Annotated in this window: 22 protein-coding genes; 8 read left to right on the forward strand and 14 right to left on the reverse strand. The window is 30.7% G+C overall.

Annotated features, from left to right (window positions below):
* Nucleotides 1–34: 34 nt before the first annotated feature.
* From Q4Q34_RS19445 to Q4Q34_RS19465, 5 genes are read left to right on the forward strand one after another with little or no spacing between them, the layout of a single operon-like run.
* The gene (locus tag Q4Q34_RS19445) at nt 35–1,957 is read left to right on the forward strand and encodes a BatA domain-containing protein (RefSeq protein WP_303318996.1); all 1,923 of its coding nucleotides are present in this window, start codon (nt 35–37) and stop codon (nt 1,955–1,957) included.
* The gene (locus Q4Q34_RS19450; RefSeq protein ID WP_303318995.1) at nt 1,954–3,210 is read left to right on the forward strand and encodes a dihydroorotase; all 1,257 of its coding nucleotides are present in this window, start codon (nt 1,954–1,956) and stop codon (nt 3,208–3,210) included. Before Q4Q34_RS19445 ends, Q4Q34_RS19450 begins: the two co-directional genes overlap by 4 nt.
* Before the next feature lie 6 nt (nt 3,211–3,216).
* The gene (locus tag Q4Q34_RS19455; protein ID WP_303318994.1) at nt 3,217–3,558 is read left to right on the forward strand and encodes a hypothetical protein; all 342 of its coding nucleotides are present in this window, start codon (nt 3,217–3,219) and stop codon (nt 3,556–3,558) included.
* Complete coding sequence (locus Q4Q34_RS19460) at nt 3,559–4,212, forward strand: alpha/beta hydrolase (RefSeq protein ID WP_303318993.1); 654 nt, start codon at nt 3,559–3,561, stop codon at nt 4,210–4,212.
* Between the two features lie 36 nt (nt 4,213–4,248).
* On the forward strand, nt 4,249–4,773 hold the full coding sequence (locus tag Q4Q34_RS19465; RefSeq protein ID WP_303318992.1) for a YybH family protein: 525 nt from the start codon (nt 4,249–4,251) through the stop codon (nt 4,771–4,773).
* 49 nt (nt 4,774–4,822) lie between these two features.
* On the opposite strand, the gene Q4Q34_RS19470 is transcribed toward Q4Q34_RS19465, so the two are convergent.
* The 13 genes from Q4Q34_RS19470 to Q4Q34_RS19530 form a co-directional block, all read right to left on the reverse strand.
* A complete protein-coding gene (locus Q4Q34_RS19470) occupies nt 4,823–5,527 on the reverse strand; it encodes a response regulator transcription factor (RefSeq protein ID WP_303318991.1) in 705 nt (234 codons plus the stop codon).
* Nucleotides 5,528–5,530: 3 nt separating this feature from the next.
* A complete protein-coding gene (locus tag Q4Q34_RS19475; protein WP_303318990.1) occupies nt 5,531–7,072 on the reverse strand; it encodes a sensor histidine kinase in 1,542 nt (513 codons plus the stop codon).
* A gap of 107 nt (nt 7,073–7,179) precedes the next feature.
* On the reverse strand, nt 7,180–7,773 hold the full coding sequence (coaE, locus tag Q4Q34_RS19480; protein ID WP_303318989.1) for a dephospho-CoA kinase: 594 nt from the start codon (nt 7,771–7,773) through the stop codon (nt 7,180–7,182).
* Entirely contained in the window at nt 7,770–8,729 is a 960-nt protein-coding gene (locus Q4Q34_RS19485) for a YbbR-like domain-containing protein (protein WP_303318988.1), read from the reverse strand. Before Q4Q34_RS19485 ends, coaE begins: the two co-directional genes overlap by 4 nt.
* Nucleotides 8,726–9,733 carry a glycosyltransferase gene (locus Q4Q34_RS19490; protein WP_303318987.1) on the reverse strand — a complete coding sequence of 336 codons (1,008 nt, stop codon included), beginning with the start codon at nt 9,731–9,733 and terminating at the stop codon, nt 8,726–8,728. The genes Q4Q34_RS19485 and Q4Q34_RS19490 overlap by 4 nt, the downstream gene beginning before the upstream one ends.
* Before the next feature lie 63 nt (nt 9,734–9,796).
* Nucleotides 9,797–10,612, reverse strand: a complete 816-nt coding sequence (locus Q4Q34_RS19495; protein WP_303318986.1) for an enoyl-ACP reductase FabI — start codon at nt 10,610–10,612, stop codon at nt 9,797–9,799.
* A 135-nt stretch (nt 10,613–10,747) separates the two neighbouring features.
* Entirely contained in the window at nt 10,748–12,400 is a 1,653-nt protein-coding gene (gene recN / locus Q4Q34_RS19500) for a DNA repair protein RecN (RefSeq protein ID WP_303318985.1), read from the reverse strand.
* 67 nt (nt 12,401–12,467) lie between these two features.
* Nucleotides 12,468–13,355 carry a type IX secretion system protein PorD gene (gene porD / locus Q4Q34_RS19505; protein WP_303318984.1) on the reverse strand — a complete coding sequence of 296 codons (888 nt, stop codon included), beginning with the start codon at nt 13,353–13,355 and terminating at the stop codon, nt 12,468–12,470.
* Entirely contained in the window at nt 13,348–14,559 is a 1,212-nt protein-coding gene (gene coaBC / locus Q4Q34_RS19510; protein ID WP_303318983.1) for a bifunctional phosphopantothenoylcysteine decarboxylase/phosphopantothenate--cysteine ligase CoaBC, read from the reverse strand. Before coaBC ends, porD begins: the two co-directional genes overlap by 8 nt.
* 8 nt (nt 14,560–14,567) lie before the next feature.
* Entirely contained in the window at nt 14,568–14,897 is a 330-nt protein-coding gene (locus Q4Q34_RS19515) for a DNA-directed RNA polymerase subunit omega (RefSeq protein ID WP_135877910.1), read from the reverse strand.
* 12 nt (nt 14,898–14,909) lie between these two features.
* Nucleotides 14,910–15,740, reverse strand: a complete 831-nt coding sequence (locus Q4Q34_RS19520; RefSeq protein WP_303318982.1) for an outer membrane protein assembly factor BamD — start codon at nt 15,738–15,740, stop codon at nt 14,910–14,912.
* Between the two features lie 208 nt (nt 15,741–15,948).
* Nucleotides 15,949–16,827 carry a 4-hydroxy-tetrahydrodipicolinate synthase gene (gene dapA / locus Q4Q34_RS19525; RefSeq protein WP_303318981.1) on the reverse strand — a complete coding sequence of 293 codons (879 nt, stop codon included), beginning with the start codon at nt 16,825–16,827 and terminating at the stop codon, nt 15,949–15,951.
* Nucleotides 16,828–16,829: 2 nt separating this feature from the next.
* Entirely contained in the window at nt 16,830–17,348 is a 519-nt protein-coding gene (locus Q4Q34_RS19530; RefSeq protein ID WP_303318980.1) for a DUF6913 domain-containing protein, read from the reverse strand.
* 130 nt (nt 17,349–17,478) lie between these two features.
* Between Q4Q34_RS19530 and Q4Q34_RS19535 the strand changes: the two genes are divergently transcribed.
* Together Q4Q34_RS19535 and Q4Q34_RS19540 are read left to right on the forward strand one after the other, a co-directional pair.
* Complete coding sequence (locus Q4Q34_RS19535) at nt 17,479–18,165, forward strand: 5'-nucleotidase (RefSeq protein ID WP_330444565.1); 687 nt, start codon at nt 17,479–17,481, stop codon at nt 18,163–18,165.
* Nucleotides 18,166–18,172: 7 nt separating this feature from the next.
* Nucleotides 18,173–19,090, forward strand: coding sequence for a bifunctional metallophosphatase/5'-nucleotidase (locus tag Q4Q34_RS19540; protein ID WP_303318978.1), 918 nt, complete (start codon nt 18,173–18,175; stop codon nt 19,088–19,090).
* A 170-nt stretch (nt 19,091–19,260) separates the two neighbouring features.
* Here the strand turns inward: Q4Q34_RS19540 and Q4Q34_RS19545 are convergent, their stop codons facing one another.
* Nucleotides 19,261–20,010, reverse strand: a complete 750-nt coding sequence (locus tag Q4Q34_RS19545) for a hypothetical protein (protein WP_303318977.1) — start codon at nt 20,008–20,010, stop codon at nt 19,261–19,263.
* 181 nt (nt 20,011–20,191) lie between these two features.
* Here Q4Q34_RS19545 and Q4Q34_RS19550 point away from each other — a divergent pair, with 181 nt between their 5' ends.
* Nucleotides 20,192–20,575, forward strand: a complete 384-nt coding sequence (locus tag Q4Q34_RS19550; protein ID WP_303318976.1) for a DoxX family membrane protein — start codon at nt 20,192–20,194, stop codon at nt 20,573–20,575.
* Nucleotides 20,576–20,579: the final 4 nt, after the last annotated feature.

Raw genomic sequence — 20,579 nt, forward strand, 5'->3', positions numbered from 1 at the left:
AAAAATATGTAGTTTTGAGAAATCATAAAAATGAATGCAGTTTAAACACCCAGAACTTCTTTACGCTTTATTTTTACTGCTTATTCCAATAATTGTTCATCTTTTTCAATTACGAAAATTTCAAAAAGTTGCTTTCACCAATGTGGCATTTTTAAAAGAAGCCACACTACAAACTCGCAAAAGTTCTCAAATAAAAAAATGGTTAGTCCTATGTACTAGGCTATTACTCCTTGCAGCCATAGTTCTGGCATTTGCACAACCTTTTACATCAAAGTCCGATACATTTAAAACTAAAAAAGAAACCGTTATATATTTAGATAATTCCTTTAGTTTACAAGCAAAAGGAAGTCAAGGGGAACTTTTAAAACGTGCCGTTCAAGATATTATTAGTAATGTGACTGAAAATGAGAATATATCGTTAATGACCAACGATAACACGTATAAGAACACCACAATAAAAGCCATTAAAAATGATTTACTACAATTAGGCTATTCATCTAACAAACTAACAGCTGAAGCTGCATTATTAAAAAGCAACACGATATTTAGTAAACAAAAAAACACTTTAAGGCATTTAGTTTTCATTTCTGATTTTCAACAAGATGCATCTAATTTCACCCCAAAAACAGACTCGCTTACAAACCTTCATTTAGTAAAACTACAACCTATAAATACTAATAACATTACTATTGACAGTGTTTACATCTCTAAAGAAACAGCATCTTCCATAGAGTTAAAGGTCATTATACAAAATAGCGGAAGTACTATTGAAAACTTACCTGTTTCTTTATTCAGTAATAATAACTTAATTGCTAAAACTTCAGTTGCTATTGAAACGTATGCTGAAACCACATTTTCACTTCCTGTAAACGAAGTGATTAATGGAAAAATATCTATTAATGATGTTAATTTGCAGTTTGATAATAGTCTATACTTTAATATCAACAACGGATCAAAAGCTAATGTACTTTCTATAAATGGTATAAACGATTCTTTCTTAAAACGCATTTATACCAATGACGAATTTAATTATGTAGCGACTTTAGAAAACCAATTAAATTATAATATTATAGACCAACAGCATCTAATAATTTTAAACGAATTAGATGTTATTCCTAATGCTTTAATAGCCACATTGAAGCAATTCACTAAACAAGGCGGATCGTTAATTATAATTCCTTCAAAAAACATAAACAAACCATCTTATAACCAATTATTAATCAATCACGGTTCAAGTTTTAGCAACTTACTTTCAAACGAAAAACGGATAACAACCATTAATTACGCACATCCGTTATATAACAATGGGGTGTTTGAAAAACGAGTCAGTAATTTTCAATATCCAAAAGTAAAAAGCTTTTATAGTATGTCGTCAAACAATGCTTCTGTTTTGCAATTTGAAGATGGTAAATCATTTCTATACCAAAACAATAATGCATTCGTTTTCACTGCCTCTTTAAACAGCGAAAATTCAAATTTTATTAATTCACCATTAATTGTTCCAACGCTTTATAATATCGGAAAACAGAGCCTAAAAACACCTAAACTGTATTATACTATTGGGCAAGAAAACACTTTTGATGTCGACACACAATTACAACAAGATGATATTCTATCTTTAGTTAATAATGGTATTAGTATCATTCCAAGACAGCAATATTTTAATAATAAAGTGGTTATAAATACTTCTAAAAATCCATCGATAGCTAATATTTATACCATAAAAAATAAAAACGAAAGCATTAAAAATATAAGTTACAATTATAACAGAGATGAAAGTAATTTAACTTACAGAACGCTTTCTTCCTCAAAAAACATAACGGTTAGTGATTCAATTACCGATATCTTTAACATTCTAAAAAGTGAAACAAAAGTTAATGCCTTGTGGAAATGGTTTGTTATTTTTGCACTAGCATTATTGATTATTGAAATGGGCATCTTAAAATACTTTAAATGAACATACTTATAAAATCGGCTACTATAATAGATCCTAAAAGCGAGTTTCATAACACAACTCAAGATGTATTAATTGAAGATGGTGTGATTTCGAAGGTTGCAAACAGCATTAAAAACAAAAACAATTATCAGGAAGTTACATTAGATAATCTGCATATTTCGCAAGGTTGGTTTGATAGCAGCGTATGTTTTGGAGAACCTGGTTTTGAAGAGCGTGAAACCATAAAAAATGGACTTAAAACGGCTGCCTCTAGCGGTTTTACAGCTGTAGCCCTAAATGCCAATACAAATCCAGTTTTAGATTCTAATTCTGATATCACTTTTGTTAATGCAAAATCACAAAATAATGCTGTTACACTATTACCTATTGGGTCGCTCACAGTAGGTAGCAAGGGACAAGATTTAGCAGAACTTTACGACATGAATTCTGCAGGAGCAGTAGCTTTTTATGATTACAAAAAGCCTATTTCTAACCCTAATCTTATGAAAATTGCTTTGCAATACGCAAGTAATTTTGATGGCTTAGTATGTTCGTTTCCTCAGGAAAGCAAAATTTCCGGACATGGTGTTATGAACGAAAACATAACAAGTACAAAACTTGGGTTAAAAGGAAACCCAGCTTTAGCTGAAGAATTACAAATAGCCCGCGATTTATTTTTATTGGAATATACAGGCGGAAAATTACACATCCCCACCATCTCTACTGCAACTTCTGTTGCTCTTATTAGGGAAGCCAAGAAGAAAAAACTAGACGTGACCTCTAGTGTTGCCATACATAATTTATACTTTACTGATGCTGCATTAACAGATTTTAATACACATTTCAAGGTGTTACCCCCACTACGTACCCAAGAAGATGTGGATGCCTTAATACAAGGCGTTAAAGATGGTACCATAGACATGGTAACAAGTGATCATACGCCTATTGATATTGAGCAAAAAAAGATAGAATTTGATCATGCTGAATATGGGGCCATAGGACTGGAAAGTGCTTTTGGAGCTTTGCAAACCATTTTTACGACTAAGAAAACTATAGATCTTCTAACAAAAGGTAAAAATCGATTTTCTTTAGAACAAACTCCTATAGAGATTGGAAACAAGGCAAGTATAACCCTTTTTAATCCAGACGCGAAATATACCTTTTCTAAAAATGATATCATGTCTAAATCTAAAAACGCCATTTTTGAAAATGAAACCTTAAAAGGTAAAGTTTATGGTGTTATCTCTAATAATAAAATTTCATTAAATCAATAAATAATAATGACAGAGCAAGATGTTGAAAGAGGCCGTAAAAACGCCATAATAAGTTATATCACAATTTTTGGGGTTATAATTGCTTATTATTTAAATAATGAAAAAGACAAGAAAAGTCCTTTTGCTAGTTTTCATATTAGACAATCTTTAGGCTTATGGCTTACCCTGATTATTATAAATTTATCTATAGTATCTAAATTTGATATTTTCATGTTAAGAGCCTCTGTTTATATTTTTTTTAGTGTTCTCTATGTATACGGACTTTCTAATGCTATTTCAGGAAAAGCACAGAAAGTACCATTAGTTGGAAATTTATATCAAAAAGTATTTGCAAACCTTGGTAAATAAATGATTAACAATACACTCTCATTACATCACATAATACGTGAATCTTCACTAACCGAAAATGCGCCATTATTAATCATGATGCATGGTTATGGTAGTGATGAAAACGATTTATTTTCGTTTGCTAGCGAATTACCCGAAGAACTTTTTATTATTTCAGTAAAAGCTCCGTACCCGATGCAGCCTTATGGAAATGCATGGTATGCTATTAACTTTGATGCAGATAAAGGCAAATGGAATGATAGTGAACAAGCTGAAGAATCTCGTGATTTAATTGCAAGATTTATTGATGAAGTTATTGAAACATATCCTGTAAACAAAGAGCAGGTCTCACTTTTAGGATTCAGCCAGGGGAGCATTTTAAGCTATGCAGTCGCTTTAACATATCCTGAAAAAGTTAAAAATATTATAGCTTTGAGTGGTTATGTTTATAAAGATATAATACCTCAAGATGACACTAAAGATTACTCGCATTTAAATTTTTATTGTTCTCATGGAAGTGTAGATCAAGTTATTCCTGTTGACTGGGCACGACAAACCGCACCGTTTTTAAAGAGTCTCAATATAAAGCATCAATATTCCGAATTTCCTGTGGGGCATGGTGTTGCTCCCCAGAACTTTTATGAGTTTAAAAATTGGCTTATAGCTAATACATAATATTTTTCGTACCTTTTAGCTCTCAAAAAGACTAAAATGAACCGATTATCAGCCTGTATTATTAGCCTGTTACTACTATTTAGTAATGAGGTAGTTTCTCAAAACATTAATGATTTAAAAGAAATCAATTCTCAAATTTGGAGTAATTTCTCCAAATCTTTCGAAACCTTAGATTATGAATTATTCGAAAGTTTGCATAGCAAAGACTTAATTCGAGTTAATGGTGGGGATTACACATCCATTAGAAATAAAGAAGCCTATTTAAAAGGCTATAAGAGTCGTTGGAGTAATCCTGTTTTAAGCCAATCTATTTCTTTTAGATTTTTAGAACGTATTTGTAAAGATGATATGGCCTCAGAACGAGGTGTCTATAAGTTTACTATAAACCCAAAGACAGAAAATCAAAAAATATATTACGGTAAATTTCATGTTATCTTAAGGAAGGAGAATAATCTTTGGAAAATATTAATTGATTATGATTCTTCTGAGAATGAATCCATTAGTCAAACAGAAGCATTATACCAAAATGCCTTTGCTTTAGATAGCTTTAAGATAGACTAAAAAAATCCAGCATAAAGCTGGATTTAATATCATAATCAGGAGTATTTTACTAAGTGTTTATTACTAACCTAAAGCCTTCTCCGTGTATGTTTAGTATTTCAACTTTTTCATCAAGTTTTAAATACTTACGCAACTTTGCTATATAAACATCCATACTACGAGACGTAAAATAATTATCATCACGCCATATTTTAGTAAGCGCCAATTCACGTGGCATTAAATCATTTTCATGTAATGCTAATAAACGTAATAATTCATTCTCTTTAGGTGATAATTTTACAGGTTCACCGCCATTAAAGCGTAAGAAACGTAATTTAGAATTCAGATCAAAACTTCCTATTTTAAATTCAAATTGTTTACTATCAGAAATAGTCTCGGTTGCCTTACGTTGTATTATAGCTTTAATTTTCATTAAAAGTACTTCACTATCAAAAGGCTTATTTAAGTAATCATCAGCTCCAACTTTATAGCCTCTTAACACATCTTCTTTCATTGTTTTAGCTGTTAGGAAAATAATTGGAACATCTGTATTTTTCTCTCTTATTTCTTTAGCTAATGTAAAGCCATCTTTATAAGGCATCATAACATCTAGAATACATAAATCGAAATCATCTTTTTTGAATTTCTCGAAACCTTCCATACCATTTTTGGCATGAGTTACCTCATAGTCATTCATCATTAAATAATCCTTAAGAACGGTTCCAAAATTAGGGTCGTCTTCTACTAATAAAATTCTCTTTTTTTGATCTTCCATAATTTACGATATTAGTGGAAGCTTTATAGTAAATGTGCTTCCTTTTTCTTTTTCACTTTCTACAGATACATAACCTTGATGATCTTCTACAATACGCTTAACATATGCTAAACCTAAACCGTGACCTTTTACATTATGAATATTTCCTGTATGTTCTCTATAAAATTTTTCAAATACTTTTTTAGCAGCGGCTTTACTCATACCACTACCGTGATCTTTTACTTTTAGTAAAATATTGGTACCTACATTTTCAGTATATACTTCAATTTTTGGTGCATCTGGCGAATACTTTATCGCATTATCCAGAATGTTAACAATAACATTGGTAAAGTGAGTTTCATTAGCCAAAACAGACGATTTTTCTGCTTCGAAAAATGTTTTAATATAGCCTTGCCTATCTTCAACTAAAAGTTCTACATGTGTAATAGCGTCTTCAACTATATCATGTAAATTCACTCTATCCTTACTAATATTAAGTTCGTTTTTCTCTAACTTAGATATTCTTAATACATTTTCAACTTGAGCATGCATCCGCTTATTTTCTTCCTTTATCATAGAAAGATATCGTATAACTCTATCTTTATCGTCTATAACTTTCGGGTTTTTAATAGCGTCTAAAGCTAAATTTATAGTTGCTATAGGCGTTTTAAACTCATGCGTCATGTTATTAATAAAATCTGTCTTAATTTCAGATATTTTTCGCTGTTTTAAGAGTTGATACAAAGCACTAGAATATGCTATTATTATAATAGATGTAAAAACTATCGACAGTAATATCATTCCTAAAATTGATGATAAAATAAACTTGTTATCATCGGGAAAATTAACCAAAAGCTTATACAGGCTTTGATTATTTTCATCATAAAAAATAGGGACGCTATAAGTCGACTCTTTATCATTTTCAAAACCATCACTCCGCACTTTTGTAGCTAAATCATTATCGTAAATGGCAAATTCAAAGTCTATATCAACATCATTTTTTCTAAGCTTATCAGATAACAACTTTCGAATCTCTTTTTCGGTAACCCGTTTATGAACTGGTGTTAACTTGGAAATTTCTTTAAAGCTCTTTTCAAAACTTAATCTTTGAGCATCATCCATACTCCCGCTTCTAATAATTTTTGAAATAGGACTTTGCGAAATATCTTTTTCAGACAAATCAAAATTACTATAAACCTCAGCTTTTGAATTACTTATTATATTCTTAAGCCCTATACTATCTATATCTAAACCAATGTCAAGGAGCGATGAAGATAACTTATAATTTTCTTCAAAAATATTACTACTATAAATGAGCATTTCTTTAGTGCTGTTATTTTTTTGATAAATTAACAACTGAGAAACAGCTTCTTCATCTACTTTCTTCTCTTTATCTAAGCTTAAATATTTTGAGAAATATTTTTCCGATTCATTATCTTCAATCGTATTAGAGACATAACTTAGGGCCCCTTTTACTGTAAACTTGAATCTTTCTTTTTCGTTTTCTACAGAATCGTTTATATAATAAGCTTGAATAGAAATAATACCTATAAGTGATAAACTCATTAGTATTATTAATAGGATGAATATTCTTTTGCTCACCATTCAAAATTAACATTTTAACATTTACAACACGCTCCTTTTAACCTTACATTAACAAAAATGTTAAAATTTCAGATTTCCTCAATTCTTTTAAGAATGTCCTCGTGTATATCAACAACTTGGTTTTTAGTCATTTCAAGGTCTACGTTATCAATAACGTACTGCGAATATTTAATTTTTTCTGCATCTGTCCATTGATTTTTCATAATGGACTTAATCTTATCTTTGGTTGTATTATCACGCATTAAAAGGCGCTTTATCCGTAATTCTTTAGGAGCTGTAACTGTAATAATGTAATCGCATGCTTTATGTCCGCCGTTTTCAAATAAAATGGCTACTTCTTTTATAACATAAGGGGCATCTTGCTTTAACGACCATTTTTCAAAATGCCTGGCGACCCTAGGATGAACTATGGCATTCATTTTTTGCAAATAGGTTTTATCATTAAAGATTATATTGGCAATAAAATGTTTATTTAATTCATCATCAATATAAGCCTTATCTCCAAATAATTGAATAAGCTTTCTTTTAATAATTTTAGATTTATGCATCAGGTTTTTAGCTTCCACATCAGCTATATAAACTGGTACTCCTAACTTCTTGAACTGTTGAGCCACTGTTGTTTTTCCACTACCAATTCCTCCTGTAAGTCCTACAATAATCATTTTATAATTATAAATTCTATTCGCTGTTGATTCATTTTAATGTTTTTAGCTGTTTTTGGAGATTTCACTAATTCCGGAACTAAAAAAGATTGATTACCAACTGCTTTTGTATAATCACAAACAGCCTTAAAGTCTTTATTTGTGACCGAATTAAAATGACTCAAACTTATATAATATGAAACGTTTACTTCTTTTGGAAAGTATTTTAGTTTCATACCCTTAGGGGCATTAATAATGCTTACCGGTATCTTTAATGTCCCTTCTGTAAACTTCTCTACATCTCCCCTTATGGTAATACTATTAGCAGAAAATTTTAAATCAGAGGTGTTTTCAGGCAGTTTTAAATTCGTGGTTTCTGATAAATTTGACTTTACATCATTAAAAATAACGTCTTCGGTTTCTAAATGGTGAATTTTAGACACTAATATATTGGGACCTATAATTTCTATAGAATCGGGTTCTGAAATTAACTTTTCTGCTACATCATACCCTGGGTAGAAATTAACGGTTGCATTTATCTTTACCGGTACTTTTTTGACCATATTAACACCATATCTAAAAGATAATTTTTTCGGAAAAATATTAAGTAATTCTACCTGCTCATCAAACTGAGTATTGTCTAAATAGGCTTTGGATTTATTCCACAAAAAGACGCCATCTTTTTTATCAACATCATTAATAAAATCTATCGTAACCTTTGGCTTAGAAACATAATACTGAAGCCACTTAAAACCATGTGTTTTTAAAGTAATATTCAATACAACGGAGTCATTTAAAATCACATTCTCTTCAGGGACATTAACCTTTTCAATATCAAAAGCAATAGTATTAGTATATTCTTTTGATAGTTTGGTAAATATTAAAATGATAAAGGCAAACAATAAAAATAAAATAAACACATTTATTCTTTTATTCTTTATTGAAGCGAGTATGTCTGACTTTAACTTTTTTATCATTTCTGTTTAAAAAATAACTTAGGGAAATAAATCTCTGGTTTTTTATTAAGTACTGAAACTACAACTGTTGACTTTAAAAACCCATAGCCATAACCAAAAAACTGAATAATTATAGCCACTAAAGAAAGTATAGAAACGCTTATACTTCTTGTTGTTATTAAAGCTAATACTACTGCTACTACAAAATACAACATATAACCTATTAAGGCCCATTTAAAATTAAAAAAAATGAGTAGTACTGACATTAGAAATCCTATACAAAAGATTGTAGGAAACCAATAAGTCATTTTTTTCGTAGATGGATGCCATGTGTTTAAAATAGGACGTACCAAACCAAATTTATGCACTTGAGTATAAAACTTACTCCATGAAATACGACGTTTATGGTATACAAAAGCTTCTGGAATTAGTTTGGTTTTAAAACCTAAATTCCAAAGTCTAATAGACAAATCAGGATCTTCTCCTGGATGTATTCTTCCAAAGCCTTTTGATGCTATGAAAGCTTCTTTTGAAAGCCCCATATTGAAACTTCTTGGCTGAAACGTATCCACACTTTTTTTATTTCCTCTTATACCTCCGGTTGTAATAAACGAAGTCATTGAAAAGTTAATAGCCTTTTGAAGGTTAGTAAATGAGCTATGTGCTGCATCTGGTCCACCAAAACAATCTACATAGTTTTTTTCCAAGCTTTTCACAACTTCCACTAAATAGTTTTTTGGTAAAATACAATCGGAATCTAAAATAATAAAATAGTTCCCTTTTGCATTTTGCATTCCAAAATTCCTGGAATCTCCTGGTCCAGAATTTTCTTTAAAAAAATAAGATATTTCTAACTTGTCCTTATAAGCATTAACGACCTCTTTAGACGCTATTGTAGAACCGTCTTCAACTATAACTATCTCAAAAGGCATGTGGCCTTGTAAACCTTCAAAACTCTGTAAAAGCTCCTCTATTTCGTCTGGACGATTGTAAACAGGAATGATAAAAGAAAACTGTAATTGCATAAAACAAATGTAACAAAAAAGCCACCGTTTTAAGGGTGGCTCGTTTTCAATATTTAAAATATTTTAGTCTTCCTTCATAAAAGTATCCATAACGGCATCACTAATTCCCATATTACTAAAACCTCCATCATGGAATAGGTTTTGAAGCGTAACCCGTTTGGTTAAATCACTGAATAAAGAAACCGTATAATTAGCACAGTCTAATGCTGTTGCATTACCTAGTGGTGACATTTTATCGGCATAAGCTATAAATCCATCAAAACCTTTAACACCACTTCCTGCAGTTGTTGGCGTAGGGGATTGAGAAATTGTGTTTACACGCACTTTTTTGTCACGTCCGAAGAAATATCCAAAACTACGAGCTATACTTTCTAAATAAGCCTTGTTGTCTGCCATATCATTATAGTCTGGAAAAACACGTTGCGCAGCCATATAACTTAAGGCAACAATACTTCCCCATTCATTCATGGCATCTGCTTTGTATAATGTTTGCATGACTTTATGAAAAGACATCGCAGAAACGTCTGTTCCTTTTTGGGTCCATGCATAATTTTGATCTGTATAATGTTTTCCTTTTCTAACATTAATAGACATACCTATTGAATGCAGTACAAAATCTATTTTACCGCCTAGTATCTCTGTTGATTTTTCAACTAAATTTTGTAAATCCTCTTCAGAAGTCGCATCTGCCGGGATAATCTGAGAACCTGTCTTTTCAGCTAATTTATTTATTTCCCCCATACGCATGGCAACTGGTGCATTTGTTAACACAAATGTCCCTCCTTCTTCATGCACACGTTCTGCTGTTTTCCAAGCAATTGAATTAGCATCTAATGCTCCAAAAATGATTCCCTTTTTTCCTTTTAATAAATTGTACATACTTTTTAGTTTATGCCCCTTTGTCCTCCGGACATTTCCCCAAGGGGAAAATTGGGTAATTATTGTCTTAATTAATTTTAAAAGCCCAAAAGTACTAAACTTTAAACTTTAAATTTTTTAAACTTCAAACTTTTTTCAATTCAGCAATTCTTTAGCATGTGCGATTGCGGATGAAGACATTTCCATGCCTCCTAACATTTGAGCAATTTCTACAATTCGCTCGTCATGTTTTAGTTTTATAAGATTTGTCTGAGTTACATTATTTACATCTTCTTTATAAACTTTGAAGTGCGAATGTCCTTTCGCAGCAACTTGCGGTAAATGCGTAATAGAAAATACTTGCATCGTTTTACTCATCTGCAACATGATATCTCCCATTTTATTTGATATTTCTCCAGAGACTCCTGTATCAATTTCATCAAACATAATAGTTGGTAGCTTAATATATTTTGATAAAACTGATTTTATAGCCAACATAATTCTTGACAACTCACCTCCTGAGGCTGCTTTTTTAAGCTCGTTAAAATGGCCTCCTTTATTTGCCGAAAATAAAAATGATAATTCATCTTTCCCATTTGCGAAAAAAGTATCACTATGGTTCATTTCTATTTTAAACTGAGCGTTTGGCATTCCTAAACCTGCTAAGATACTTTCTAATTGTTCTTTTAACTTTGGAATTACTTCTGTTCTCTTTTTATTGATTGTTTTAGAAATTGTGTTTAATTCTGAGGTTTTGGAATCTATTTCCAACTGTTTTTTATGAATGGTATCTTCTAAGTTTTCTGTTACCGATACTTTCTCTTCAAGCTCATTTTTTATTCTAATTAATTCTGAAATATTACTAGCCACATGTTTTTGCATCAAATTATGTAGCATTTTTAATTTCGAATCAACCGTTTGTAATCTATCTGGATCTATTTCTAAATTATCTTGCAACGTACTAACATCACTAAAGATATCATCCATTTCTATTAAACTGCTATTAATTCTATTAAATAAATCTTCATACTTAGACGAAAATCCGGACAGTTTTTGAAATGCATTTTTTAATGCGGTCAATGTAGATAAAGCGCCTACTTCTTCATCGCTTAACAAGTGGTGAGCTTCATCTAATTTTTCTTTTATCGCTTCAATGTTATTGAGGGTTTCGTATTCTTCTTCCAGGGTTTCTAATTCCCCATCAACTAAATTAGCTTCTACTAATTCATTTAATAAAAATGAATTATAATCATGTTCTTTAATGGCTTCGGCTTGAAAAGTTAAAAGTTCTTTCAGTTCTTTTTGAAGCGTTTTGTAGGTTTTTAATGTGTCCTTATAATGTTGTAAAACATCTTCATGTTTTGCTAATGCATCAATGACTTGAAATTGAAATTCATTACTAGTTAGCTCCAATGTTTGATGCTGTGAATGAATGTCGATTAAACGCGCTCCCAACACTTGTAAACTACTTAAGTTAACAGGTGAATCATTTACAAATGCCCTTGATTTCCCGGAAGGCAAAATCTCTCTACGAATAATAGTTTGCGATTCATAATCGAAATCTTCGGTTTTAAAAAGTGATTTTAATTTATAATCAGAAATATTAAAAACAGCTTCTATAATACATTTTTGAGTCGTATCCTTTAGGCTGTTTAAATCGGCACGTTTCCCTAAAATCAATGATAACCCACCAAGAAGAATGGATTTTCCTGCACCAGTTTCTCCTGTAATTATAGACAAGCCTTCGTTAAAATCAACATGAAGCGTATCTATTAAAGCGTAATTTTTTATTGAAAGTGATGTTAACAAAGCTATTTTTTGTTCTTAAATTTTCGGAAATAAATATAATGAAAGCTTTTTTAAAATGTGGAATAACTTAAAACTTAATCTTTTGCCACTTACTACTATGCATTGGTGCTACTCTTTGAAGTGTTTCCATAACACTGGTAATATTTACATTAGGTCCATCAGTAAAGATTTGTTCAATCTCATCAGCTTTGGCATCAAAAAAAGTTCGCAAAATAAAAGAATTTGGTCTACGACTATTCATAGCTGTAAATGACTGTAATGAAGCTGCTATCTTTTCCTTTCCTTCTTTTGCATTCTCTCCCATAATATCCAAACCGTCTCTATGATAAGTGTATAGCACTTCTCTATACTCTTTAAAAGTTGGAGATAACACATTATCTATAAGAGCGAATCTGCTTTGTAAGCCATCTTCTAATTTCCATCCTTTAAAATTACCCTGTTGCGAATAATTTGTAATCACTCGTGCTTGTGTATAATAAGGATCCCCACCTTTTTTAGAAAAAGAGTCTGCATCTAATGCTAAAATCATATAGACATGATATGCTAACACTGAGATTAAATTAGACTCGAATTGATTGGGGTTAAAAATTAGATTTTGAAATTCCAGATACCTAAAATTAAAGTCTTTATCATTGAAATTATAAATAGGTGTGGTAAAAGAGGACCCAAAAACCGGGCGGGATGATTGTACTTGGATAGATGCTTGAAACGATTCGCCACTATAGCTATTAACATTTATAACCATGCTACAATCTATACGTTCTTGTGCTTTAAATGTTTTTTTAGTCCATTTTGTATTATTAATGAACTCTTTTAGTTGCTTTTCCAGCGTTTTAAAAATTGGAAAATTCTCGTTACCTGTTTGTTGTGCATTTACTACAACATTACAATTTAGTTCTTGCGAAAATCCTTTAATTCCAAGACAAAATATTAAAACAACTAAAAAACTACGCATGTATTTGTTCTATAATTTTATTTAATAAATCTTTAGCTACTTCTGCTTTAGATTTTAATTTAAACTCTGTAATAACTTCTTTATTATCAATCAAAGTAACTTTATTTGTATCACTTTTAAAACCAGCTCCTTTATCGTTTAACGAATTTAAAACAATTAAATTTAAATTCTTTCTTTTTAATTTTCCTTTTGCATTCTCAAGCTCATCATTAGTTTCCAATGCAAACCCTACTAAATACTGGTTTTTCTTAATGGCTCCCAATGAAGCCAAAATATCTTTTGTTTTTTCTAACTCTAAAGTTAACGTTGGTGACTTCTTTTTTATTTTTTGAGAAGCCACTTCTTTTGGTTTAAAATCTGCTACTGCAGCCGAAAGTATGGCTATATCTACATCTTGAAAATACGTATGTACAGATTCATACATCTCTTGTGCACTAACAACTGGAATTGTTTGTATTAAACTATGTGACACTTTTTGATGTGTGGGACCTGTTACTAAAATAACCTCGGCACCTAAATTTGCTGATGCTTTGGCTATTTCAAAACCCATTTTCCCGCTAGAATGGTTTCCTATAAAACGAACTGGGTCAATAGCTTCATAGGTTGGTCCTGCCGTTATGAGTATTTTTTTTCCTTTTAATGGGAGTTTATCTAAAATATCATTTTCAATAAACGTAATGATATCTTCTGGCTCTGCCATTCTACCCTCTCCAACTAAACCACTTGCTAATTCTCCACTTGTAGCTGGAATCATAATATTCCCATAATCTTTTAAAGTATTAAAAGAAGCTATTGTACTGGGATGCTTATACATGTCCAGATCCATTGCTGGAGCAAAATACACGGTACATTTTGCCGACAGGTATGTTGCTAGCAAAAAATTATCACTTGTGCCATTTGCCATTTTTGAAAGCGTATTGGCCGTGGCTGGGGCTATTACAAAAATATCAGCCCATAAACCTAAGTCTACATGATTATTCCAAATGGCGTTATCATCTTCTTCATTTGTAAAAGATGAATATACAGGATGTTTTGAAAGTGTTGATAAGGTTAAAGGTGTTATAAAATCTTTAGAAGCGGGTGTCATAACTACTTTTACGTTAGCACCTGCTTTAATAAATAACCTTACTAGTGAAGCAGTTTTATAAGCGGCAATACCAGCACTAATGCCTAAAAGTATATTTTTGCCGCTTAATATTGACATTTTAAAAATTATTCCTGAGAATCTTCCTCAGTATTTCTAAAATAAACTTTATCTGTTAACCATTCTTGAACAGCTAATGCATGAGGTTTTGGCAATTTTTCGTAAAATTTAGAAACCTCAATTTGCTCTTTATTTTCAAAGATTTCTTCAAGACTATCGTTATAAGTTGCAAATTCTTCCAACTTATCAATAAGTTCTTTTTTAATCTCTGTGTTAATTTGCTCTGCACGTCTTGCTATTATAGAAATTGACTCGTAGATATTCTCTGTTGGTTCGTCAATTTGATTTCTGTCGTACGTTACCGTATTAACTGGAGCATTGGTTTTTTTTAAATCCATTGTCATTGTTATTTAACTTTTAGTGCTATAATTTTTTAATTCTTCATCTAAAGTCGTTGCCATAACATTGGCCTCTTCTATATGCTTAGAATTAACATATAGTTTTTTAAATGAAGTATAATATTCTTTTGCTGTATTAAGACGATTCTTTTTTAAAGGGACTATTAGCCCGTCAATGGTCTTTTTATACTCTCTACTATTAATTGCCAATTTGAAAGCAGAATCTAGTCTATAAAACAAAGCTTCCTCACGAAGCGTAGATCCGGGAAACTCAAAAATAAAATTATCAAAAGATCTTATCGATGCCGGATAATCGGATATACGATTATATTGTTTTGCTATACTATATGCTTTCTTTTCCAGCTTATAATCTAATTCTTTAACTAATTTATTTGCTTCTGGAAGAAATTCAGACTCAGGGAACAAATTTATAAACTCTTGAAGTTTCTCAATGGCTTCTTTTGTTTCATTTTGATCCTTACTATAAACAGGAGACAACATATAATAACTTTTTGCTCCTAAAAAAGAGGCTTCTTCTAACTTCTCACTTTTTGGATAACTAGATGCAAAACGCTCAAACTGATATCCCGCAACATAGTAATCTTTCATATTATAGAATGAATTAGAATACAAATACATTAGTTTTTCAGCTTGTGGTTTCCCTCTGTAGTTTGGTACAATTTGAGCAAAAAGCCTATTCGCTTTTGAAAACTTACCTTCTTTATAAAGTGCTTCGCCCATTTTAAACTTGTCAGCAATACTCTCAGTTTTTAATGCCTTTTGGTATTCACTACAACTGTTAAAAACAGCAAATATTATTAATATGTATAAAAGCTTTTTCATTTGTTATCTTCTCTGTTTTAAAAGATCAATCTTAATTTACATCATTTATATCTCGAATGATATCGAAACTTCAATCATGACTTATTTGATAGATTTTTTAACAGAATGCAAAATTAAGTTATTAATATGGATTTAAAAAATATTATTTCAAAGCTAAAATAACTGCTAAAAGTCAGCAATCATAAGGTTTAAGTATTATTTAACAGTCCTAAAACTTATTTACAAAAGTTCTTATCTTTTCTTTTAATTGATTAGATGCTGGAACCACTGGTAATCTTACGGTATCCTGGCACAGGTTTAAGGCTTCAAAAACAGCTTTTATCCCTGCTGGATTATTCTCCTCAAAAATATAACCGATAACATCCATTAATTTATAATGAAGTTTATAAGCTTCTTTTCCTTTATCTTTTAAACCTAGACGTATCATTTCTGAAAATTCTTTAGGAAATGCTTGTCCTATTACTGAAATCACACCAGCTCCACCTGCCAAAACAATTCCCAAAGCTAAATCATCATCTCCCGAAATAATTAAGAAATCTTCTGGTTTATTCTTTAATAACTCTAAATATTGAGAAACATTGTTTCCTGCTTCTTTAACACCTATAATGTTTTTAAAATCATTAGCTAAACGTATTGTCGTTTCTGTTTCCATGTTCTTTGATGTCCTACCTGGAACATTATACAGAATAATATCTACTGGCGAAGCCTCTGAGATCGCTTTAAAGTGTTGATAAATGCCTTCTTGAGTTGGCTTACTATAGTATGGTGATACAGATAAAATGGCATCTATATTACTTAAATCCGTTGTTTTTATTTCTTCAATGATCGCTGCCGTATTACTTCCTCCAATTCCTAAAACCAGGGGTAAACGACTATTATTAGTTTCTGAAATAGTCTTAATTACCTCCTTTTTTTCTTGCTTACTTAGTGTTACACTTTCTCCTGTCGTACCACAAATTACAAGATAATCGGTGCCATTATCGATATTGAAATTAACAATATTTGCTAAGGCACTATGGTCTACACTCAAATCTGAGTTAAAAGGTGTAACCAAAGCAACTCCAGTTCCTAAAAACTTACTATTCATTCTTAAATTTTATTTAATATGGTTAGGTATTTAATAGTTTCTTCTTTAAATACGTCAAATTCTTTCAGTTTTGTTTTAATAATTAAATCATTTAAACGCTCATCTTCTTGTGCAATGCCTATTTTAAATTGTGCTTTAGATTTTGCCGTCATCATCTTTAGCTCTAAAACATCTTTTGTATAGTAACTAACTAATGCATCATATTCAGTATCTAAAAATGTTTGTAATTCTACATTGTTAATGACGCCCTTCCAGCCAAAATCTTTAGGATTAAAACAAACATCCCATGACGTTAAAGTATCTTTATCATTTTCAGAAAAAGCTACGATCTTCAATTTATTATCACGAATTTTCAAAAAATCGGCAAATACGCTAAATAGTTTAAAGTCATCAATTTCATCAATGTTTAAAATAACTCCCAAGCTCTCAATTTTCTTATCTGTAACAATTACTTGTCGTTCTGATAACAATTTGTTTAAGTGCTTTATATTAGATTTTTCTTTAAAACCCTTTAAAATCATTTATCTTTATCCTTTTGCGCAAAGGTAGCAAAAGTACACTCAAAATGTTTGTTTATATATGAGGTTAACACATTTAATTTTTTTGTTATATTTTTTTAGTCTTTTTAATTGTAAGCAGGCCAAATTTGAATTGGCGAAAATTGAAGGAGAACAAATTCAAATTACAGACACACTAATTGCTGATTCTGAAATTGAAGCCTTTATAACCCCCTATAGAAATAATATTCTAAAGGATTTAGATAGTGTTTTAGCCTATTCTGCAAACACCTACTCTAAAAACGATGGAGCACTTAATACGGCTCTTGGAAATTTTATGGCTGATGCTGTTTATAGTGAAGCTAATCCTATTTTTAAAAAAAGAACCGGGAAAAACATTGATATGGTATTACTCAATCATGGCGGCATTCGGTCTATTTTATCACAAGGAAATATAACTAAAAGAACTGCTTATCAGCTAATGCCTTTTGAAAACAGTATAGTTGTAGTTGCTTTAAAAAAGAAGCAAATAGACAGCCTGATTAATTATTTGATTAGAAAAAAGAGACCCCATCCCATATCTAAACTCAAATTAACAATAAACAGAAATGATAAAATAGTTAACGTTAAAATAAAAGATAAAAACATCAAACCTGATAAAATATATTATGTAGCCACTAATGATTATTTATACAATGGTGGAGACAATATGACATTTTTTAAAACGAACGATAGCCTGTATGTCTTAAATTACAAAGTTAGAAATGCTTTAATTGATCATTTTAAAAGGATGGATACCATTAAGCCAGTAATAGACAACAGATTCATTCAAATAAAATAAAAAGTATATGAAGCGTAGAGATTTTATACAAAAAACCTCAGCTGGGACTGCATTAGTAACTCTTGGCAGTTTAGGCTTATCATCTTTTACAACCGCATCAAAATCTAAAAAAATAACGATCCTACATACTAACGATGTACACAGTCATATTGATCCTTTTGGACCTGAAGATGGTAGAAATGCCAACAAAGGAGGAGTTGCGAGAAGAGCTAGTTTAATTGAATCTATTAGAAAAGAAAATCCGAATACATTATTATTGGATGCGGGCGATATTTTTCAAGGCACACCTTATTTTAATTATTATGGTGGTGAATTAGAATTTAAATTAATGAGTAAACTAAAATACGATGCTGCCACTATAGGCAATCATGATTTCGATAATGGTATTGATGGTTTATATGCCCAGCTAGAGCATGCACAATTTCAATTTGTTTCAGCTAATTATGACTTTTCTAATACTATAATGGACACGCATACTAAACCATATAAAGTATTCCAAAAGGATAACATAAAAATAGGTGTTTTTGGACTTGGAATAGAACTAAACGGACTGGTTGATCCATCCATGTTCAAAGAAACCAAATACCTAGACCCTATTGAAACTGCTCAAGACATGTCCAGAATTTTAAAAACAGAGGAGCATTGTGATTTAGTAATCTGTTTATCCCATTTAGGATATAATTATAAAAAAGACCCAAATAAAATAAGTGATTTGAAATTAGCTGCAGCTACTAAAGACATCCATTTAATTATTGGCGGACATACACACACTTTTTTATCAAAACCGACTATTGTTAAAAATATTGAAGAAAAAAATATGCTTGTAAACCAAGTTGGGTGTTACGGTATTAATCTTGGTAAAATTGATTTTCATTTTGATTCTAGCAAAAATATTTCAGCAAACGGAACTTCCATAATAGTTTAACGTGAATCTTGTTTAAGAAAATTTATGTCAGTTAGAGTGATTTTTGCAAAAAATCGTATCGAAAACAAATAAATTTTCGACAAAATAAGCTTCTCGATACATCCCGAAGCGAGTTCGGGACACTCGAAGTGACATCTTGAACTCTTAAACAAGATTCACGTTAGTTTAATTTAAGCTAAAATATTATCTGAAGAATATCTTTCCCTTAGCTTATAAATAGTCGCTTTATACCTATTATCGACAATCATGTATTTAAAAATAAAATAAAGTCCTACAGCATAAAGGCCTCTATAAAGCAATTCAAAACTCCAATGATACAAGTAATAAAGGTTAACATAATTTAAAATAGTTGAAAACCCTATAAAAATTGCAGCCACTAAAAATAATATAGATTGTTTTGTTTGTGTATTTAAATACACTCCAAAAGAGATAAAGGCTAATATAATTAAAGCTAAACTTTTTAAACCAAATAAAAGGACTTCTGTTTGATCTGGAATAATAACTTTTAGCACACTATACAAGGTGTATAGGAAGAATACATTTATTACAAAAACGCCTAATAAGTAAAGCCCTATCAATTTGTCTATTTTAGACAGCTTAAACTTGGGCATAACTATGGCAATTAAATACAAATAGCTTAAAAAATAAAGAATACTGGACACTTTAATATAAATTTCATTTGAAAAAAAAGTTAATGAAAGATCTCCCAAAAACGTAAACAATAAAAAAGAAATAAAAATAACTCCTAGAGTTTTATATTTTAAAAGGTAAAATATTAAAAATGCTGGTATAAATAAAGCCATTGTTGATTTTAACAATAATGAATCTTGAGTAAATGTTACAAAAAAACTTATTGCAATCAATCCTAATAAAGCACAAAAAAACGTTCTATCGAAAGTAAGGTTAAGGCTATTTTTCATGGTTTCTGAGGTTAGTAGGTTATTCCAAATATAAAAATATAATTTTATTTTAACGATAAAAACATACTTTTTGTCGATATTAATTAAAAAATATACCGTTTATCTATTAAAATTGAATTCAAAAATGATAAGTATCTGTAAATAAAACGTCTAAATTTTAAAATTATAAATGTTACTCAAAATGAAAAAACACTTACCTCTAGTCTTAAGAATAATTGTTGCCATTATTTTAATACAAACATTGCGTTTTAAATTTACTGCACATCCGGATAGTGTCTATATTTTCAATCGCGTTGGCCTAGAACCTTATGGTAGAATTGGCATTGGGATTTTAGAACTTATTGCAGGTATACTTCTACTTATCCCTAAGACCATATGGGCAGGTGCGACACTTACTTTAGGTGTGATAGGCGGCGCTATATTCATGCATTTAACTCAGCTTGGAATTGAAGTAAATAATGATGGTGGTGTTTTATTCATTACTGCTATTGTTACGTTTGTTCTTTCAGCAGTAATTCTTTACGTATATAAAAACGATATTCCGTTTATAAATAAGGCTGGATAGTTTT

This window comes from Flavivirga abyssicola (assembly GCF_030540775.2).
In the GTDB taxonomy this organism is placed as follows: Bacteria; Bacteroidota; Bacteroidia; order Flavobacteriales; family Flavobacteriaceae; genus Flavivirga; species Flavivirga abyssicola.

Coding starts and splice junctions, on each gene's coding strand:
- Q4Q34_RS19445 (WP_303318996.1), top strand. CDS start 35: ATGCAGTTTAAACACCCAGAACTTCTTTACGCTTTATTTTTACTGCTT.
- Q4Q34_RS19450 (WP_303318995.1), top strand. CDS start 1,954: ATGAACATACTTATAAAATCGGCTACTATAATAGATCCTAAAAGCGAG.
- Q4Q34_RS19455 (WP_303318994.1), top strand. CDS start 3,217: ATGACAGAGCAAGATGTTGAAAGAGGCCGTAAAAACGCCATAATAAGT.
- Q4Q34_RS19460 (WP_303318993.1), top strand. CDS start 3,559: ATGATTAACAATACACTCTCATTACATCACATAATACGTGAATCTTCA.
- Q4Q34_RS19465 (WP_303318992.1), top strand. CDS start 4,249: ATGAACCGATTATCAGCCTGTATTATTAGCCTGTTACTACTATTTAGT.
- Q4Q34_RS19470 (WP_303318991.1), bottom strand. CDS start 5,527: ATGGAAGATCAAAAAAAGAGAATTTTATTAGTAGAAGACGACCCTAAT.
- Q4Q34_RS19475 (WP_303318990.1), bottom strand. CDS start 7,072: ATGAGTTTATCACTTATAGGTATTATTTCTATTCAAGCTTATTATATA.
- coaE (WP_303318989.1), bottom strand. CDS start 7,773: ATGATTATTGTAGGACTTACAGGAGGAATTGGTAGTGGAAAAACAACA.
- Q4Q34_RS19485 (WP_303318988.1), bottom strand. CDS start 8,729: ATGATAAAAAAGTTAAAGTCAGACATACTCGCTTCAATAAAGAATAAA.
- Q4Q34_RS19490 (WP_303318987.1), bottom strand. CDS start 9,733: ATGCAATTACAGTTTTCTTTTATCATTCCTGTTTACAATCGTCCAGAC.
- Q4Q34_RS19495 (WP_303318986.1), bottom strand. CDS start 10,612: ATGTACAATTTATTAAAAGGAAAAAAGGGAATCATTTTTGGAGCATTA.
- porD (WP_303318984.1), bottom strand. CDS start 13,355: ATGCGTAGTTTTTTAGTTGTTTTAATATTTTGTCTTGGAATTAAAGGA.
- coaBC (WP_303318983.1), bottom strand. CDS start 14,559: ATGTCAATATTAAGCGGCAAAAATATACTTTTAGGCATTAGTGCTGGT.
- Q4Q34_RS19515 (WP_135877910.1), bottom strand. CDS start 14,897: ATGGATTTAAAAAAAACCAATGCTCCAGTTAATACGGTAACGTACGAC.
- Q4Q34_RS19520 (WP_303318982.1), bottom strand. CDS start 15,740: ATGAAAAAGCTTTTATACATATTAATAATATTTGCTGTTTTTAACAGT.
- dapA (WP_303318981.1), bottom strand. CDS start 16,827: ATGAATAGTAAGTTTTTAGGAACTGGAGTTGCTTTGGTTACACCTTTT.
- Q4Q34_RS19530 (WP_303318980.1), bottom strand. CDS start 17,348: ATGATTTTAAAGGGTTTTAAAGAAAAATCTAATATAAAGCACTTAAAC.
- Q4Q34_RS19540 (WP_303318978.1), top strand. CDS start 18,173: ATGAAGCGTAGAGATTTTATACAAAAAACCTCAGCTGGGACTGCATTA.
- Q4Q34_RS19545 (WP_303318977.1), bottom strand. CDS start 20,010: ATGAAAAATAGCCTTAACCTTACTTTCGATAGAACGTTTTTTTGTGCT.
- Q4Q34_RS19550 (WP_303318976.1), top strand. CDS start 20,192: ATGAAAAAACACTTACCTCTAGTCTTAAGAATAATTGTTGCCATTATT.